Annotated in this window: 11 protein-coding genes; 7 read left to right on the plus strand and 4 right to left on the minus strand. The window is 66.6% G+C overall.

The annotated features are described in order from the left end of the window. Window positions 1-25: 25 nt before the first annotated feature. The 4 genes from LOC60_RS16330 to LOC60_RS10230 all read left to right on the plus strand — a co-directional run bounded on the left by LOC60_RS16330 (window position 26) and on the right by LOC60_RS10230 (window position 7,750). Window positions 26-2,773, plus strand: coding sequence for a helix-turn-helix transcriptional regulator (locus LOC60_RS16330; RefSeq protein ID WP_230024825.1), 2,748 nt, complete (start codon window positions 26-28; stop codon window positions 2,771-2,773). Next, window positions 2,770-5,523, plus strand: a complete 2,754-nt coding sequence (locus tag LOC60_RS10220; RefSeq protein ID WP_230024827.1) for a helix-turn-helix transcriptional regulator — start codon at window positions 2,770-2,772, stop codon at window positions 5,521-5,523. Before LOC60_RS16330 ends, LOC60_RS10220 begins: the two co-directional genes overlap by 4 nt. A 235-nt stretch (window positions 5,524-5,758) precedes the next feature. Then, the gene (locus tag LOC60_RS10225; RefSeq protein ID WP_230024828.1) at window positions 5,759-7,273 is read left to right on the plus strand and encodes a sugar transferase; all 1,515 of its coding nucleotides are present in this window, start codon (window positions 5,759-5,761) and stop codon (window positions 7,271-7,273) included. Window positions 7,274-7,297: 24 nt separating this feature from the next. Then, a complete protein-coding gene (locus tag LOC60_RS10230) occupies window positions 7,298-7,750 on the plus strand; it encodes an adenylyltransferase/cytidyltransferase family protein (protein ID WP_230024830.1) in 453 nt (150 codons plus the stop codon). On the opposite strand, the gene LOC60_RS10235 is transcribed toward LOC60_RS10230, so the two are convergent. Then, window positions 7,720-8,688: a glycoside hydrolase family 16 protein gene (locus tag LOC60_RS10235; RefSeq protein ID WP_230024832.1), complete on the minus strand. Its 969-nt coding sequence runs from the start codon at window positions 8,686-8,688 to the stop codon at window positions 7,720-7,722. The two genes, LOC60_RS10230 and LOC60_RS10235, sit on opposite strands and share 31 nt — an antisense overlap. Window positions 8,689-8,862: 174 nt before the next feature. Between LOC60_RS10235 and LOC60_RS10240 the strand changes: the two genes are divergently transcribed. The 3 genes from LOC60_RS10240 to LOC60_RS10250 are packed head-to-tail and all read left to right on the plus strand — an operon-like array spanning window position 8,863 to window position 10,787. Beyond that, complete coding sequence (locus LOC60_RS10240) at window positions 8,863-9,738, plus strand: Wzz/FepE/Etk N-terminal domain-containing protein (protein ID WP_230024834.1); 876 nt, start codon at window positions 8,863-8,865, stop codon at window positions 9,736-9,738. Between the two features lie 36 nt (window positions 9,739-9,774). Further along, a complete protein-coding gene (gene pssD / locus LOC60_RS10245) occupies window positions 9,775-10,224 on the plus strand; it encodes a PssD/Cps14F family polysaccharide biosynthesis glycosyltransferase (RefSeq protein WP_230024836.1) in 450 nt (149 codons plus the stop codon). Next, on the plus strand, window positions 10,221-10,787 hold the full coding sequence (locus LOC60_RS10250) for a glycosyltransferase (RefSeq protein WP_230024838.1): 567 nt from the start codon (window positions 10,221-10,223) through the stop codon (window positions 10,785-10,787). Before pssD ends, LOC60_RS10250 begins: the two co-directional genes overlap by 4 nt. On the opposite strand, the gene LOC60_RS10255 is transcribed toward LOC60_RS10250, so the two are convergent. Genes LOC60_RS10255 through LOC60_RS10265 form a run of 3 tightly spaced genes read right to left on the minus strand, consistent with a single transcriptional unit; the run spans window position 10,728 to window position 14,490 of the window. Beyond that, window positions 10,728-12,293 (minus strand): lipopolysaccharide biosynthesis protein, encoded by a 1,566-nt coding sequence (locus LOC60_RS10255; protein ID WP_230024840.1) that lies wholly within the window; start codon window positions 12,291-12,293, stop codon window positions 10,728-10,730. The two genes, LOC60_RS10250 and LOC60_RS10255, sit on opposite strands and share 60 nt — an antisense overlap. Next, window positions 12,290-13,570 carry an O-antigen ligase family protein gene (locus LOC60_RS10260; protein WP_230024842.1) on the minus strand — a complete coding sequence of 427 codons (1,281 nt, stop codon included), beginning with the start codon at window positions 13,568-13,570 and terminating at the stop codon, window positions 12,290-12,292. Before LOC60_RS10260 ends, LOC60_RS10255 begins: the two co-directional genes overlap by 4 nt. Beyond that, on the minus strand, window positions 13,567-14,490 hold the full coding sequence (locus LOC60_RS10265) for a glycosyltransferase family 2 protein (protein ID WP_230024844.1): 924 nt from the start codon (window positions 14,488-14,490) through the stop codon (window positions 13,567-13,569). Before LOC60_RS10265 ends, LOC60_RS10260 begins: the two co-directional genes overlap by 4 nt. Window positions 14,491-14,497: the final 7 nt, after the last annotated feature.

Here is a 14,497-nt window from a genome sequence, read left to right on the forward strand (position 1 = left end):
AAAACGACAGAAACCGGGTCTCGAAGTGCAGCCTTATGATGATCAGCCAGCCTTTCACCGTCTACCCCCAGCCGACACACCGGACGCGGCAGCGGTTTCTGAGGGCCGCCAGCCGGCCTCCACCGCCGTCGTCGGGAGGGAAGAGGTACTGCAGGAAATACTGCGGTACCTCTCCGGGAGCGCACAGGGAACCGGCTGCCTGCTGGTGGGGGAAGCCGGTATTGGTAAGACCGCCGTTATGCAGCACGTGCTGAGGCAACTGCAGGGCGACACCTACATCGTGCAGGTACGCGGGTCGGAATTTGCGGGAAGGACACCGTTTGGTGCGCTCACGTTCCTGCTTTCGGACCTGGACCCGGAGCTTTCCAACCATCCAGTGATGATCCTTCGCGGGCTCACGCAGCTTGTGGCGGAACGGTCCGGGGGCCGCCCCGTACTCCTGGCCGTCGACAACGCCGAGGAGCTGGACGAATTTTCCGCCATGGTGCTTACCCAGATGGTGCTTAACCGCAGCGCCGGCATGCTCGTGGCGTTCCGTGATTTTAGTTCAGCTCCGGCTGAGTTTGCCGGACTTTGGCGGGACGGCATCCTGGCGCGGGTGGATCTTGAGCCGTTGAGCGTTCCCGAGACTGCGGCGTACCTTGGGACGCTGCTGGGGGGCAGCGTCTCGCGGGCAGCAGCCGCCGCAGTCCACGACCACGCGGGCGGCAACCCTCATCTCCTGGCGCTGGCACGAACGGACTTCCAGGACGCGGGGCGGCTGCGGCTGCACAACGGAAGCTGGATCCTTGCCCCCGGCGGGGAACTCCGGGGCGGACGGGTGGCTGCAACAGTCATGGGCAGCCTCGCGGGCCTGACACCGGCGCAGACCGAGTTGCTTCAACTGCTGTCCATGGCCCGGTCGCTTCCGCTTCCCGTGGTTCTTGCCCGGCTGGACAACGCGGAGCTGGACGCGCTGCAGGAACAGGGAATCGTGACCCTCGATGCCCGTCCCGTGCCGGACGTGCTCATCACCAGTGCCGTAGTGGCACGGTCGGTGCGGGCCGGACTGACTCCGGCGCGGCAACGGCAGCTCTTTGAAGACCTGGCGCCGGCGCTGAACACCGGACTGGTCCTGGACCCGCTTGTCCTGGCCGACTGGCTGGACGGCGTCGGTGAAGTGCCGTCCTTGGAACTGGTGCTGCGGGCAGCGCGCCTTGCCACCGACGCGGGGCAGCCGGAAACAGCGGTCCGGCTGCTGGCAGCCGTCATCGACGGGGAGGAAAGCGCCGGCGTCGTCGTCGAACTTGCCCGTGCACGCACCGCGCAGGGCGAATACGGGGCAGCGATGGGAGTGCTGGCCCGCTTCCGCGGCCGCGACTCGGTCCCTTCCGGCGAGGAGCGAATCCGGTTGCTGCTCGCTGAGGGCCGCGTGCTGTGCATCGAGGCAACCGGGCTCCGGGATCCCCGCTCCACGGCAGCCCCCGCAGAACCTTCACGGATGCGGCACACGGATCTGTTCGAGCAGGTGGAACAGGAAATCGCCGGCCTGGGCGGGGCGGACGGTGGAAACACCGCCGACTTGGTCCGCGAGCTGGCTTTGGCCCGGGGCGAATGCCACTCCGCCCACGGCCGGTTCCTGGCGAACAGCACGTATCTCGCTGACCTGGACATTCCCGACGCCGACTTCCGGATCCTGCGTGCCGCCTGGCAGGCTGAGGCCTGGAGCATGACCAACCGCCAGGATGACGCCCTTGAACAGGCGGGGAAGGTGGAGCGGCTGCTCCAGGGCACGGAGCTCAGTGCCGGTACGCGTGTCCGCGTGGTCAGCAGGATCCTGCACACCTACGCGCTCACCGGGGCGCTGCCCGCCTGCGAACGGCTGCTGGCCCGGTCCGCTGCCGATGGCATGGAGGGCACTTACACGGAACTGGCCGAAGGATTGCTGCATGCCTTCGCCGGCAGGCCCGAACCGGCGCTCGCGGCGCTCACTCCCGCGGTCAACCAGCTGGCGGTCAGCGGACCTGCGGCCTTCCTGCCGCTTGCCGCCGCGGCCGCGGCCTACTGCCACGCCGTTCAAGGGCGGAGCGAGGACGCGCGCCGGTATCTGCAGATGCAGCGCTCGGCGGCCGACGGCGGCCCCTGGACCGTTCGCCGCGGCTCCCGGCATTTCTCGGCCCTGACGGAGGCGGCACTGGGATCGGAGACCGGCAGCAGCCGCTTTTCCTCACTCGCCGCCCAGGACCACCGGCGGGGAGCGTACGCCTATGAGCTGCTGGCCCGGTTCACCGCCATGCGGCTCGGCGATGAGGAAAGCCTCGACGACGTGCTCTCCGTGGCTGCCAACCAGGAAGGGGACTTCGCGGCATTGTGCGAGCTCTATGCCAAGGGCCTGGGTAACGGGGACGCCCAGGTACTGCTGCGGGCATCGGAGACAGCGGCCGGCATCGGGTATGTGCTGCTGGCCCGGGAAATCTCGGAGCACGCCTTGAGCATCGCCTCCGGAGCCGGCGACCGGGCCACCGTCCGCTTTATCCACCGCAGCCGCCGGGTAGCGGCTCCGGACTCACAGGCCGAGGCCGCCGACGAATTCCTTGGCGCGCTTACCGCCCGGGAACGCTCGATCGCCCGCAAGGCGGTGGCCGGCACCAGCAACAAGAAGATCGCAGAGGAACTGGGCATCTCGGTCCGGACCGTCGAAGGACATCTTTACCAGGTGTACTCCAAGCTCCACGTCGGCAGCCGCCGGGAGCTGGCACGCACGATTGCCGAGCAGTCAGGGGCGAAGAAATGACGCATTGGGGACAAGGCCGCCAATTGTTCGGCCGTGAACGCGAACTCGCCGAAGTGACCAACAGGCTCCTGGACCCGGGGCTGCGCGGCGTCGTCCTGCTGGGGGCGGAGGGGATCGGCAAGTCCTCGCTGGCTGAACTGGCAGCTGAGCGCCTCGGCTCGATCATGGCGCCGTACTACGTGTGCGGGTCTCCGGTGCTGTCCCGCATGCAGTACGGCATCCTCTCCACTTATCTGGGCTCTGCCACGGCGGCGGAAATGGAATCCCCGCTCGCGGTCCTGCGGACCGTGCGGGCGCATTTCCAGCGGCTCACCGAAACCAGCGGCATGCAGACCCTGCTGGTGGTGGACAACGCCCAGCACATCGACGAAGCAAGCGCCCATCTGCTGACCCAGCTGGCCATGTCCGGAGAACTGCGCCTGATGGTCATTTCCCGTGCCCGGGCACCAAGGATCCACGAGCTGCTCTCGCTGGCCCGGGACGGGTTGCTGGCCCGGATAGACCTGGGGCCGCTGTCCCGGCAGGCCGTCCACGAGTTCTGCGTCAGCGTCCTCGGCGGTCCGGTGCTCCAGGCCTCCAGCACGCTGCTGAGCCGGATGTCCGGCGGCAACCCGCTGTACGTCAAGGAACTGCTGACCCGCGCCCAACGGCAGCAGCGGCTCGTGGAAGTGAACGGGGCGTGGTACCTGGGGGAGGAACCCGACTGCCTCGACACGTCGCTGGTGGACCTCGTGAAGAGCATGCTCGCTTCCCGCAGCCCTGCAGAACGCAACGTCCTCGAGACGGTGGCGCTCGCCGTGCGCCTGCCGCGCTCCGTCGTGTCGGCGGTGTCCGACGACGACGCCGTCCGCTCGCTCGTGATCGACGGCATCCTGGAGATCCTGCCGGACCGGGATGAATCGGTGCATCTGGTGCAGCCGCTGCACGAGGAGATCATCCGCAGCCTCGTACCGGCTGCCCGCAGCGCCGAGATCCGCACCCGGGTCCTGGGCCGCTACGAGCCCGGATCGCTGCTTGGCCCGGAGCAGCCTGAAGGCCAGGACAGCCTGCTGCGGCATGCCGAATGGGCCCTGGACTGCGGCGAACGGCTTTCTGCCGAAGAACTGCTGGCGGCCGCACGCGCGGCAAACACAATGGGCGACGCGGCACGCGGCAGGCGCTTCGCTGCCGCCGTGCACCTGCCGCCCTTCCGGAGGCCCGCAGAGGTGGAGCTTGCCGTTTCGTACGCCCAGCAGGGCGGCTACGGACGGGCACGAAGCCAGCTGGAAGCGCTCAGGACGGGGACGGACGACGTCGGCACCTGGGATCAGCGGAGCATGCAGCGCGCTGCGTTCGCCAGTGCCCTGGTGCTACGCCAGACCAACGCGGATGCCGGCGAATTGAACGTCCTGGCGCAGCGGTGGATTGAGATGGCGACCGCGCTGGCCGCAAGGGAAACGCCTGCGGCAGGAACACCTCCCCGCGTTCGTGCCGGGGCGGGAGCGCTGGAGGCCGCCGCGCTGGTCGTGGACGGTGCCTATGTCGAGGCCTGCACCCGGTTGGCTGCCCTCGTGGATGACGAGGAAGAACCGCAGTCAGCCGACGACGTCGAGCGGGCCTTGATCATCCACGGACTCTACGCGGAAGTCCTCGGGGCCCTGGGCGAGGTGGGACCGGCGCTGCAGCAGGCGCAGGCCGCCGCGAACCTCCTCGAGGGCAGCGCCGGACGGCTCGGGGGCTATGCCGGGTTTGTCTTTGTACGCCAGGCCCTGGCCCTGCTCCACGGCGGCCGGTTTACCCAGTTGGAACAGCTGATTGCCAGGATGCACACCGGTCCCCGACACCTGCTGGCCGTGCTGGGGGGAACCATGGGCGTTCTCGAGGCGGCTTTGGAAATCCACCGGGGCAGGCTGCATGAAGGACTGCGGAGGCTGCGTCCCGCCGTGGAATCCCTGCGGGACAAGGATCCCGAGCTTCTGCTTCCCTACGCACTCGGGCTGGCAGGCTACGCGTCCACAGTTGTCGGGGACGGGACCCCTGCCGCCGGGTTCGGCAGCCAGGTGCCCGCCGCCGGCTATCCCGGACCGCGGCATTTGTGGCTCACGGCCCAGGCGTATGCCGCGGCAGCCGAAGCCTCCCAGTCCACGGAGGGACCGACCTCCGGCAGGCTGGCTGTACTTGCCGCCGAGGCACGTGCGGCCGGGCTGCGCAGCAGCGAAAAGGACATCCTGGAACTCTGCCTTGCCGTGGGGGACCTGGCACAGGTCGGACGGCTGGCCGAACTCACTGCCGACTTTGAAGGCGGGGAAGCCCAGGCCCTGCACGCCTACGCTGCGGCAGTCGCCTCCGGCAACCCGGACCGTATGGTTGCGGCTGCCGAAGACGCGATCCGGGCACAGAAGTACCTGGTGGCGGTGGAGAGCATCGGCCATGCCATCCGTTTTTACGGGAACCACGGGAACCTGCGCCGTCAACGTGCACTCATCCAGCAGCTTCGCCGGCGCCGGGAGGAACTGGCCGGCGTGACGGTCTCGTACCTGAGCCCGTCCCTGCATCTGGTCCGGCTGACCCGGCGGGAGCACGAAATTGTGGACCTCCTGCTTTCCGGTGCCACAACCAAGGACATCGCAGCCCACTTCACGCTGTCGCAGCGGACCGTGGAGGGGCACGTATACCGGATCTATGTGAAGCTGGGCATCAGCCGCCGGGCGGACCTCGAGTCGGCCTACCGTGCCCTGGAACCGGGTCCCCGCAGCAGCTCCCTGCTGTAGGCGACGCTCCCGGCCCCGGCAGATACCGGGGATCTTTATTACCCCCGGTTACTCGTCACGCCACGCTCCAAGAGTTCTGCTTCCCCAAGCCGAGTAGTCACCCGCGTGAGGCACAAGTTCGCAGCCTGCGGCCGGGTATCCGGTACTCGTGTGAGCGGCGTTAGCCGCTCTTAGGCTGGGCCCGATCCAGTACTCCAATAGGTCTTTTATGCGTGTGGTTCGTGGGGGATGAACGATGACGGCGGTACAGGAACCAGGTATTGATGCGCGGCAGGCTCCGGGCTTCACCTTTCCCAGCTTCACCACGCAGGGAGTGTTCGGCCGGGCGGGCCACCCGACAGCTGCGGCATGGAGCCGGCGGTACTGCCGTATCCTCGCGGTTTCCGATGCCTTGGTGGTGTCGGTTGCCGTACTGGCCGGGTACTTGTGGCGGTTCGGTCCCGAGCCGGCCGGTGTCCGGGTAGGACCGTTCACCTACCTGTGGGTCTCCTTTTTTATCGGCACGGCCTGGATGGCGGCGCTGCATGTCTACCGCAGCCGGGACGCAAGGGTCACCGGCATCGGCACCGATGAGTACAAGCGCATTGTCAACGCAACGGTCACCCTGGCGGGAAGCATGGCGTTTACTGCCGTGATCTTCCAAGTGGACATAGCCCGGGGTTACTTCGGTTTCGTCCTGCCGGTGGGCGCCGGCGGGCTGATCTGCAGCCGCTGGCTGCTGCGGCGGTGGCTGTGGGCCCGGCGGCGGCAGGGCAGCTACCTGTCGAAGGTAGTGGTGCTGGGACGGGCGCGGGATGTGCGCTACGTGGTGCACCAGATTGCCGGGAAGTCCGCCTATCAGGTTGTGGGAGTGGCGCTGACGGGGAAGCCTCGGAATTTCCTCGAGGTGGACGGTGGATTGCTGCCGGTGGTTTCGGATGAGCATTCGGTGGTCGACGCCGTCCGCCGGGTGGGTGCCGATGCAGTCATTGTTGCCGGACCAACCAGGAGCGGCGGCCAATACGTGCAGGAACTGGGCTGGGAGCTCGAGGAGTCGGCAACGGAGCTGATCCTGACCACGGGCCTGACCAATGTCGCCGGCCCGCGGATACATTCCCGCCCCGTTGAGGGCCTGCCGCTGATGCACGTGGAACTGCCGCAGTACACCGGGGCACGGCACGCGTTCAAACGGATTTTCGATATCGCCGTCTCCAGCCTGGCGCTGGTGCTCCTGCTTCCGTTCATGGTGCTGCTGGGCGTGATCGTCAAACGCGACAGTCCCGGCCCGGCGCTGTTCCGGCAGGAGCGGGTGGGACGCGGTGGGCGTAAATTCCTGATGCTGAAGTTCCGTTCCATGGTGCAGACGGCCGAGGATGACCTGGCGGGCCTTTTGGACCGCAACGAGGGTGCCGGCCTGATGTTCAAGATCCGCGCCGATCCCCGGGTTACCAGCGTGGGTGCCTGGATGCGCCGCTACTCCCTGGACGAGCTGCCGCAGTTCTGGAATGTCCTCATCGGGGACATGTCCCTGGTGGGCCCGCGGCCGCCGCTACAGCGCGAAGTGGACGGCTATCGGAACCGGGTGCACCGCCGCCTCTACATCAAGCCGGGCATCACGGGGATGTGGCAGACCAACGGCCGCTCCAACCTCAGCTGGCAGGACAGCGTGCGCCTGGACCTCTACTACGTGGAGAACTGGTCCCTGACGGGTGACCTGATCATCCTCTGGCGCACCGTGGTCCAGATGTTCAAGCCACTTGGTTCCTACTAGCCCGCATCCTACGAAGGAGAAAACATGGCCACCAGAATCGGTTATGCCGCCGGTGCCTTCGACCTGTTCCATGTCGGCCACCTCAACATCCTTCGGCAGGCCCGCCTTCATTGCGACGTCCTCGTTGCCGGCGCGGTATCGGATGAGCTCTGTCTTGCGTCCAAGGGCCGGCTGCCCGTGGTTCCGCTGCACGAACGCATGGAGATCCTGCGGCATATCGACTTGGTGGACAGGGTAGTCAGCGAGACGTCGGCGGACCGCCTGCAGGTCTGGCAGGAGGTGGGATTCAATGTCTTTTTCAAGGGTGACGACTGGAAGGGCACTGCGAAGGGCAGGGCAATTGAGCGAAGCTTCGCCGCCGTCGGCGTGGAGGTGGTGTACTTCCCGTACACGGTGCACACTTCGAGCACCGTGCTGAGGCGGGCACTTGAGGTCATGGCCTCCGGTCAGCGGGGCAGTGCCCAGACCCTTACGTAGTCAATATCAAAGGGAGCACGGTCCGCGGTGATATCCGGGTCCACGGGATCCGGATATCCCCAGTAGCTGGAGCCGTACTGCAGGTTCAACCGCATGTGGAACTTCGCCCCCGTTCCAAATGCGGCATCATAGGCCGGATAATCTTCCCGGCGAACCGTCTTATAGAGCAGTCCGTCGATGTACCAGGTCATGCCCGCCGGGGTCCATTCAAAGGCCCAGACATGGAATTCGGTGTCCAGCCCCGGGATTGCCGGCGTCCAACCGCTGGTTTTGTTCTGCCCGGACTGGTCGAAGTGCAGTGAGGCCTGGGTGCGGCTGCGCGTCGACAGCCCGTACGGGGCAGATACCGAGGTCCCGTACGCTTCCATGATGTCGATTTCGCCCTCCGTAGCGCTGTCGTCAGGGCGGAGCCAGAAGGCCGGCCATATCCCCTGGGACGAGCCGGGCGGTACGGGAAGCCGGGCACGGATTTCCCACCGGCCATACTCCTGGGAAAAAATGCCTGCGCTGTCTACATAGCCCGTAAGGAAAGGACGGTCTTCGCTTCCTGGCACGGGCACCGCCAGGCGCTGGCCCGTGATGGTGAGCATGCCGTTGCGGACGGCCACCTGACTGCTGCCTATCAGGGCGCGGTCATAGCTGAGCGAGCCGTGCGTGGACCGGTCACGAACCGTCCACTGCTCCAGGCCTGCGTCGAACTCGTCCCGGTGGACGGGAACGCCCCAGCCGGGCAGGAACGCTTCATCTTCCCCGTGGCCGGCGCCGTGGACCAGATCGACGGTGCTGCTTTCCCTCCCGGGGCTTGGAGGCAGTGCCACAAGCAGGACCGCAATGAGGAACAAGCCGGGGAACAGCAGCACCGTCACCAGCCTTATCGGAGGCGTGGCCCATTGTGCTATTTCTGCCTTGAAATCCACATTGTCCCCCGCGGTGGCCATTTGTATTAGGTGCCGATACCGGTACTCAAGTAAATCCGGGAGTGGACCTCGTGCGCCCGGGTATAAATACGAGCATCGGATTTCCGGAATGGTTGTTTTTACTCGTGTGGTGCCTCTCCGCCAACTCTAGGATGAAATACATCAACGCGCCACTGATTCGCTGGGGGGAATAGCATGGGTATTAATTCGAACGGCCCGGTTATTGAATTGGGACTTCTTGTGGGGGTAATCGTTCGCCGGTGGCTTTTGGTGGCGGTAATGGTCCTGCTCTTCGGATCAGTCGGACTTGTCCTCGGGGGAGTGGCTCCCGTCACCTATTCCGCCAGTGCATCCCTGACCGTGGCGCCGCTCACGACCTCCCCGTTCGCGTCATCGGCGCCGCTGCAGGTGAACATGGCAACGGAGCGCGAGGTTATGGCGTCGCGGGAGGTTGCCGAGGCCGCAGCCGCGAATCTGGAGGACGTCACAGTGGATGAGTTGATGGAGCAGACTTCCGTCGCCGCACCCACGGGTTCCCAGGTCCTGAAGGTAAGCGTGCGGGATGAAAGCGCCCAGGCTGCTGCGGACCATGCGAATGCGCTTGCACAGGCCTACCTGAACTTCCGGAGCGCGGGCGCCGGCGAGATTGCCGAGGGGCAGATCAACCTTTTGAACCAGCAGGTCGAGGAGCTGACATCCTCCGATTCCATGTCGGACGCGGAAAGGCAGGAATTGTCCTCGCTCCACGAACAGCTGACCGCGCTGAGCCTGGTCGGTGAAATTCCCGGCCGCATGATTTCCGCCGCTGCCGTTCCTTCCGCCCCGGCCTCGCCGGGCATCGGGGTCTATATGACGGCGGGTGCGGTCCTCGGTCTGCTGGCGGGCTGCGCTCTGGCGCTGGCACGCGACAGGGGCAGCCGACGGCACGCACCCGAGGGGAAGCGGCATTCCGGTTCCCTTTCCCCTGAGGTGCAGGACAAGGATAAAGCCGACGGCACGCACCTCAGTGGCGCGCCTGGTTCCGCCGGACAGGCAGGCCGGGATGCCGAGGGCAGCAGGATCCGGGTTTAGGCCCGCATGGCCGGCACGCGTGGGGAAGGAAATGGCATGAGGGTCCTGTTGGTGAGTTCCGGCGGCGGGCATTTGGCGCAGTTGCTTCCCCTGAGTCCATGGTGGGGAAAGCAGGAGCGCCAGTGGGTCACCGTTCGCCAAAGCGAAGTGGAGGGCGCACTGTCCGGCGAGAGCGTGGTGTGGGCGCATTTTCCCACTACCCGCAATATTCCGAATGCAGTGCGGAACCTGTTTTTGTCCTGGCCGACCATTAGGCGCTTTCGGCCTGACATACTTATTTCCGCAGGCGCCGGTATCAGTGTTCCGTTCTTTATAACGGCGAAATTATTGGGGATTAGTACCGTCTATATTGAATGCCTTGACCGGATCACCATGCCTACACTCAGCGGGCGGATTTGCTATCCGCTTGCCGACGTTTTTTGTATTCAGTGGGAAGAGCAGAGAAAGTTCTATCCCGAGGCCATAAACATTGGACCACTGCTGTGAATTCCCCGAAATATCGGATTGTCGTCTCCCTCGGTACCGACCACCACCGGTTTGACCGTCTGGTTCACTGGACCGACCACTGGCTCGGCCTGTTCGAGGAGCCGCCGTCCTGCCTGGTGCAGCACGGCTCCAGCGCAGTCCCGAAGCTGGCTAAAGGCGTGGACCGTATGCCCCGCCCGGAACTCCTGGACCTGTATCGGGAAGCCGATCTGGTGGTGGTGCAGGGCGGTCCCGGTTCGATCCTTGATGCCAGGGAAGCAGGCCGTATTCCATTGGTGGTCCCGCGGCTGCCGGAGCTTAACGAGGTGGTGGATGCCCACCAGGTCGCTTTCACCAAGGCCATGGAAGAGCGGGGCGAAGCGGTGATGGCCACTCGGCTGGAACAGCTGATCCAGTTGGGCGACGCCGTGCTGCGGAGCCCGGAACAGGCACGGACGGTTCCCCGGGTACCCGGCGGCGCCGATGCGGTCCGGGTGCTGGACCGGGTCGTCGCGGACCTTGCCTCAGCGCCGGCCCACGGGCATGTCCTCCGCCGGTTCCGGCAGGCCTGGGTTCGCGGTTAGCGAGGCCAAACCCAACGGTCGCCGCAGGACGGCCACCAGCCCCGCATAGACTGCACCGCCGCACACCAGCAGCAGGAACAATCCGGGGAGCGTGGGACCGGTTGCCAGCCGCAGCGCCCAGCCGCCGGCACCGAAGACGGCAAGCGCCAGGGCTGCCGGGAGGGCCACCACGCCGGGCCGGAGCCCGATACCGAGGAAGAACCGGACCTGGACGGCGGCGAGGCCGGCGTCCACCAATGCGGCGGAAGACCAGGCGATCACGGCGCCGTACAGGCCCAGCGCGGGAACCAGGAGCAGGTTTAAAGTTACTGCCACAGCAAGGGCCGCGAGCTTGTTAAGGAGCTGCCAGCGGCTGCGCCCCGACATCAGCAGCACGCTCTGCACTCCGCCTGCGGAAACCACCAGCAGCATAGTGGCTGCAATGACGGTGAACACGCCGGAGCCGGCGTCGAACCCCTCGCCGAAGATCCGCAGGACGGGAGCGCCGAAGAGGAGATACACCAGATACAGCGGCCACGCCCCGAGGATCAGCAGCCGGGTGACCGAGTTGAAGAGCCTCGCCGCCGAGGCCGTGTCACCGACGGCGAGCGCCGCACTGAGCGCCGGGCCGGAGACAATCCGGGCTGTGTGGTCCAGCATGCTTCCCAGCCTGATGCAGCGGTTGACCACGCCGTAGACGCCCGCCGCGGCGGGGCCGAGGAAAACCGCCACGGCCAGCACACCGATCCACTCGAGCAGAACCTCCACCCCGGAGCTCACTCCGCGCGCGGAGGAAAAGGACCAGAACGACCGCCGGGACGGGCGGCTGCCCTGCCCGGCAGGGTTCCGGCCCGCCGCAGGGGAGGCGCGATGGTGCCGCAGTGTGCGCCGCAGGAGCAGGCCCGCCGCCGCGCCGACGATTAGCACGGGAACCGCCCAGGCAACCGACAGCGTTCCAATGCCGGCGCCTATCCCGATGGCGGCGCAGAGCCCGGCCAGTCGAAGCAGGGGCAGGGCCAGGTTCTGCAGCGCTGCGAACCGGACTATTTCGCCGCTTCCCCGGAGGGCGCCGAACAGGACGGTCATGAGGCTGCCGACGACGATGAACGGGGCTGCGGTACGGATGCCGGCTTCGGCGTCGGCCGCCCAGAGGTCCGCCACGGCAGGAGCCGCCACCCACAGGACAACGGCGGCTCCGGTTGACGCAGCGGCAACCGGAATCAGTGCCGTGGACAGCAGGGCTGCAGCGTCGTGTTCCCGGCCCGTCGCCCGCCCTGCGGCCAGGAACCGCACCAGCCCTGTGTCGGCACCAAAGGTGCAAAGGGTGGTGAGGATGGCGAAGGCTGCACTGATTTGGAAAAAGACGCCTGCCCCTTCAGCACCCAGCCGGTTGCTCACCAGCAGAGTGGTGCCGAAGGCCAGGGCGGATCCTGTGAGCACCAGGAGCAGTGAAACCGCTCCCGTGCGGGCGAGCGTGCGGCCCGGAGCTGCGTGCGGCCCTTCGTCCGGCCGCGCAGCGACGCTCACGCCGCCCCGTAGCGGCCGCGCAGGAGCACGGCGAGGACCACAAACACCGCGGTCAGCTGCATCACGTCAAACCCGTAGAAGGGGATCATCACCAACGCGGCCACAGGAACACTGTGCAGCCACAAACCGGCGGTGGACGGGGTAGGCCAGGTACGAAGGACGGCACCGGCCAGGAAATAGAGGAACAGGCACAGTCCCACCAGGCCGTAGGAGAACATCAGCATCCAGAGGTAACCCTGCGTTCCCAGGGAGACTCCGATGGTCTCCTCCAGGCGTGGCGTGCCGTAGCCCAGCAGCGGCTGTTCCAGGGTTGCCTTCCAGGTCTGCAGATACAGGCTCAGGCGTCCGGTGGTGCTGTCGCTGTACAGCTGGCGGTCCAGGATGTGCTGCAGCGAGCCTGTTGCCACGATGGTTCCGCCGGCCAGCAGCATCCCGGCAAGGCCCAGGGCTGCCGCCGCGAGCCGTCCCCGGAAGGCCAGCCGTAGAACCACGTAGACCACGGCGGCGCCCAGGCCCACGAGCATTCCCCGGTTGCTGGTTGCCAGCGCCGGCCAGAAGGACACTGCCATGCCCAGCACCAGCAGGGCCTTGGTGAGGGGCGAACGGGCCAGGGCAACGGCGGCACAGACCACCGGGGTCAGGACCGCAAACATCACGCCCCAGCTGTTGGCGTAGGGAAACGGTGCAGCGGGGCGGTTGAAGGCTTCGGGGGCGCCTCCGGGGTGTTGGACCTCGGCCAGGGGAGGTAATACCAGGTTACGTACCAGGGGATTTTCGAGCAGGGCATCCGGAACGAGCAGTCCCACGGGAGTGGTGAGGCGGTAGTCGGGGAAGTAGATGGCGGTGATGCCGAGGAGGATCATCGCCAGCCACATTGCCAGCAGGCCGTAAACCACCTTGCGCACCGGCAGGTTCTCCCGGGCATTGATGACGTACAGCAGGAAAATTCCCACTGCCAATAGGATCCCGCTGCGCTGCCCGTAGGCCAGCAGGGAAGCTCCGGAGAGCAGGTTGATGCCGGCTGCACCTACCCAGACCAGGAACGCGGCCCACGGCAGGACGCCCGGAACCAGCACAATGCCGCCGCGGCTGAGCATCAGCACCGCCATGACTCCCGCCAGTATCAACGGCATAAAGGCAGCCGCTCCCAGCGCCCACCACAGGGGGAAACCAATCAGCAGCAGCATCAACGGCCAGGCCGGAAGCGGGCGCCGGATCACCGCATGTGCCGGAGACGAAAAGTGCAGGTCCCGCCGCCCCAATACAGCGGTACTCAAACCCCTCGCCCCCTCTTCTGCACGAACGCCAGCAGGGAGTCAGCGGAAACGGCCCCGGCGGCAACGAGGACGGCAGCGTAGGCCCGTGCCTGGCCGGGATCGCGCCGCAGGGCGCTGCGGGCCCACTGCCAGGCTTCCTTTCGATGTCCCAGTGCGGCGTGCGCGAAGGCTACCTGCCCGGCAATCCGGGCGGTCCCGGCCCGACTGGTGGAGAACTCGGGAAACTTCCGCAGCAGATACGTCAGGCCGGCGGCGAGCATCTCCCACTTTCCGGCGTACATCGAGTGTTCGCCCCAGCGCACCAGCACCAGGGGTTCCTGCACGCAGCGGACGTGACCGAAGCGGGTGGCCCGCAGGAGCAGGTCATAATCCTCCCCGTAGGAGGCGGGCAGCGTTTCGTCTACCAGCCCGACCCGGCCCGTAAGGTCGGACCGCCGATACAGCAGGGACGAGGTATGGACGGCGGTAACCCGCGAGCGGAGCAGATCCTCGAATCCGACAGTCGGCGGAGGGGTGCGGGTTGTTATGGAGGTATCCGAGATGAGCCGGAGGCCCGTGCCGATTGCCACCGCCGCGGTGTCCCCGCGCCAGGCGGCAAGCTGGAGGCGCAGCTTCGTACGTTCCCACGCGTCGTCGTCGTCGCAGAAGGCCACGTATCCACCGGCGGACGCGAGGATGCCGGTATTGCGGGCACCGGCAAGGCCGGGGGAGCGGCTGTTGGACAAAACGGCCAGCGTCCGGCGCGGCGGCACCCGAAGGTCCCCGAGCGGGTCCACCCGGGGACTGTCGAAGACAACAAGAACCTCCACCTCCCCGGCATAGTCCTGTGCAAGGGCGGCGCGTACGGCATGGCGCAGGAGGGCCGGCCGGTCCACCGTAGTGATCACCACGCTCACGGGCGGGAGGCTGGGGTTGTTCACGGCAGGA

Source organism: Arthrobacter sp. zg-Y769 (assembly GCF_020907405.1).
Taxonomy (GTDB): Bacteria; Actinomycetota; Actinomycetes; order Actinomycetales; family Micrococcaceae; genus Arthrobacter_B.

Coding starts and splice junctions, on each gene's coding strand:
- LOC60_RS10235 (WP_230024832.1), bottom strand. CDS start 8,688: ATGGCCACCGCGGGGGACAATGTGGATTTCAAGGCAGAAATAGCACAA.
- LOC60_RS10225 (WP_230024828.1), top strand. CDS start 5,759: ATGACGGCGGTACAGGAACCAGGTATTGATGCGCGGCAGGCTCCGGGC.
- LOC60_RS10220 (WP_230024827.1), top strand. CDS start 2,770: ATGACGCATTGGGGACAAGGCCGCCAATTGTTCGGCCGTGAACGCGAA.
- LOC60_RS10240 (WP_230024834.1), top strand. CDS start 8,863: ATGGGTATTAATTCGAACGGCCCGGTTATTGAATTGGGACTTCTTGTG.
- pssD (WP_230024836.1), top strand. CDS start 9,775: ATGAGGGTCCTGTTGGTGAGTTCCGGCGGCGGGCATTTGGCGCAGTTG.
- LOC60_RS10230 (WP_230024830.1), top strand. CDS start 7,298: ATGGCCACCAGAATCGGTTATGCCGCCGGTGCCTTCGACCTGTTCCAT.